Raw genomic sequence first — 2763 nt, forward strand, 5'->3', positions numbered from 1 at the left:
TTAAATTTGAGCCGAGTTTAAATTTGCGCTCGGCTCAAAATAAACTAAAAGATTGCAAAATCATAGTTTTTATATCTTGCCTTTACAGAGCCAATCTTCTAGTCAAATTTAGAAAAATAGCCCTAAAGACTCTATAAAATTGTTTTTGCGAAATTTTTAGTTCAATATGCGACTTTAAATTTCCTGCCAAAAACGGTTTTAGTTTAAGTAAGACGCATGAAAGAAAGCAATCTAATAAAAAAGAAGTCAGAAACCTATAAAATTTTCTATAAGGAGAGTGTTTTATGGTTTGCAAACATTTTATTTTACCGCTTAAAATTCTTTTCGTTTTTACTGCTTTTTCCTTTAAGGAGGCGACCAGATGAATCCCACGCCAAATTTAAAAAAATTAACCCTACTTCACTCCAATGATTTGCACGGAGACTTTTTGGCTGAGCAAGTGGACGACAAGCTAGTAGGCGGCGTCTCTATGCTATCCGGCTATATAAATCAAGTCCGCCAAACAGAAAAAAACGTTATCTACGCTATTGCCGGTGATATGTTTCGAGGCTCGATTATCGATTCGGAGTACAAAGGGATTTCCACGATCGAGATCATGAACGCCCTGGCGCCAGATATCGCTACGGTAGGCAATCATGAGCTAGATTACGGTATTCCGCATTTGCTTTTTATTGAAAAGTGCGCCCAGTTTCCAATCATAAACGCAAATTTGTTTATCAAAACCAATCACGCCCGTCTATTTCCGCCTTGCTATATCATGGAGCTTGACGGCATGAAAATCCTTTTTATCGGTATCATCACCGATGCAGTTTTGGCGCAAGCCAAGCAAGACCACCTAATCGGTTCTTTCATCGGAATCGAAGAGGCGGCACAAGAGGTCGGGCGAATCTGCAACACCTACAACCGAATCGATATCGATTTTACGGTTTTGCTAACTCACATCGGTTTTGAGGCTGATAAAGAGCTAGCCGCTATGTTGCGACCGGAATGGGGCGTCGATCTGATTATCGGAGGGCATTCTCATACCTTGATGGAGCAGCCTTGCGTCGTCAATGATATTTTGATTGCGCAAGCAGGCGTCGGTACCGACCAGATCGGGCGATTTGATATCGTGGTCAATACAGACACCAACAGCATCGAAAGCTATAAATGGCAGTGTATCCCCATAAACGACAAGTACTGCCCAGTCGATGAACAAATAGAGAATTTGATTCGAAAATATAAGAGCGTAACCGATCAAAAATATACTCGCGTCATCACCCGTTTTAGCTGTCCGCTAACGCACCCGCAGCGCAACACCGAAACGGCTTTGGGAAATTTGTTTGCCGATATTTTCAAAAACAGCCTAGGCATAGATATTATGTTGCTTGGCTCAGGCAGTATTCGGGGCGAAAAGCTAGGGCCGATCGTAGAGTATGGGGGCTTGGCCGAAATTTTTCCTTATGATGACGGCGTTTATATGCTCAGAGCGGACGGCCGAACCTTTCGCCAAATGATGTGCTATCTACTGCGAGACGACGCCTTTTTGGGAACAACGGAATTTTATCAGTTATCGCAGGGGCTAAAACTCGCCTATTCCCGCTCCCGCCGAGAAATCGTAAGTCTAACTTATCAGGGGTAGAAATGCCCGATGACGGTATTTTTACGGTCGGTTTGCAAAATTATCATTACTGTAACCTTGAAAGCTTTTTTGGCGTCAGTTTTGAGCACGTGAAAAATTTCGGCGCTCCTAAGATGATTTCCACTTCTTGTTTGGATATCTTGGCTGAGTATTTAAATTCGCATAAAGCCGTTAGGCAAGACGTCGAGGGGCGATTAACGATTTTGGATTAAAAGTATTTTCGGTCACCCATGCGACTTTTTAATATTTACCATACAACTGCGGCTATATTTCCGCCGCATTCAGCGATAAGCGTAAAAAACCGTCAAATGACTACGGGCTTGATTGCGGAAAATAAAGCCCCAACACTTAATGTCTAGAAGCTTTTTACGATCAACCCGGCTCTTATCGCAATTTAGTTCAAGATAATTCTTCGCGTTTTTAATTTTTGTTTTGATTTTAAAGGCTTATATTTAAGGATACTTTTTGCTTTGAATTATGAGAAAAACAGCGACGGTTTTAGCAAATACGCTCTTTCCGGACGGCATACAGATCGTGGTCTATGAGTAAAATTTAACAACTTAGATGATAACTAATAGATATGCAAATATCGGTTTAACGGTACGTAGAGAACAGCAAAAATGTAAAAAATATGCGCTTACGCTAGGTGCCGCACGTCAAGCTCGGAGAATCTTGATATCGATACCGTTAAGTTTTTAGCAAATCCGAGACGCGAGCTAAACAACCGGAACAAATACCAAAACGCTCCATGAGACATTATGTTATAGATTTAGACTATAAAATATTTTGCAAAGTTACAAATTTATGCTAAAATCGCGCGCTTTTAAATTTACCTAAAAGGGAAGAGATGAAAAAATATTTAGCTGAGTTTTTTGGTACATTTTGGTTAGTTTTTGGAGGTTGCGGCAGTGCAGTATTTGCAGCGGCTTTCCCAGAGCTTGGTATCGGATTTGTCGGAGTTTCGCTAGCATTTGGCCTTACGGTTCTTACGATGGCTTACGCAGTTGGTCACATCAGCGGCGGCCACTTCAATCCAGCTGTATCAGTTGGCCTACTAGTTGGCGGAAGATTTGACAAAAAAGACTTCGTGCCTTACGTCATCGCACAAGTTATCGGAGCGATCGCAGCTGCTGCTGTGCTAT

Annotated in this window: 3 protein-coding genes; all 3 read left to right on the forward strand. The window is 41.7% G+C overall.

Going from position 1 to position 2763, the window contains the following annotated elements; translation table 11 throughout:
• The first annotated feature begins 361 nt into the window (after positions 1-361).
• Entirely contained in the window at positions 362-1621 is a 1260-nt protein-coding gene (locus tag Q0546_RS02025; RefSeq protein ID WP_298790060.1) for a bifunctional metallophosphatase/5'-nucleotidase, read from the forward strand.
• 2 nt (positions 1622-1623) lie between these two features.
• A complete protein-coding gene (locus Q0546_RS02030) occupies positions 1624-1833 on the forward strand; it encodes a hypothetical protein (RefSeq protein ID WP_298790062.1) in 210 nt (69 codons plus the stop codon).
• A 635-nt stretch (positions 1834-2468) separates the two neighbouring features.
• Positions 2469-2763, forward strand: a 295-nt coding sequence (locus Q0546_RS02035; protein ID WP_298790064.1) for an aquaporin, incomplete at its 3' end; no start/stop codon positions are given.

It is taken from the genome of uncultured Campylobacter sp. (genome assembly GCF_937997465.1).
Lineage (GTDB): Bacteria > Campylobacterota > Campylobacteria > Campylobacterales > Campylobacteraceae > Campylobacter_A.

Coding starts and splice junctions, on each gene's coding strand:
- Q0546_RS02025 (WP_298790060.1), top strand. CDS start 362: ATGAATCCCACGCCAAATTTAAAAAAATTAACCCTACTTCACTCCAAT.
- Q0546_RS02030 (WP_298790062.1), top strand. CDS start 1,624: ATGCCCGATGACGGTATTTTTACGGTCGGTTTGCAAAATTATCATTAC.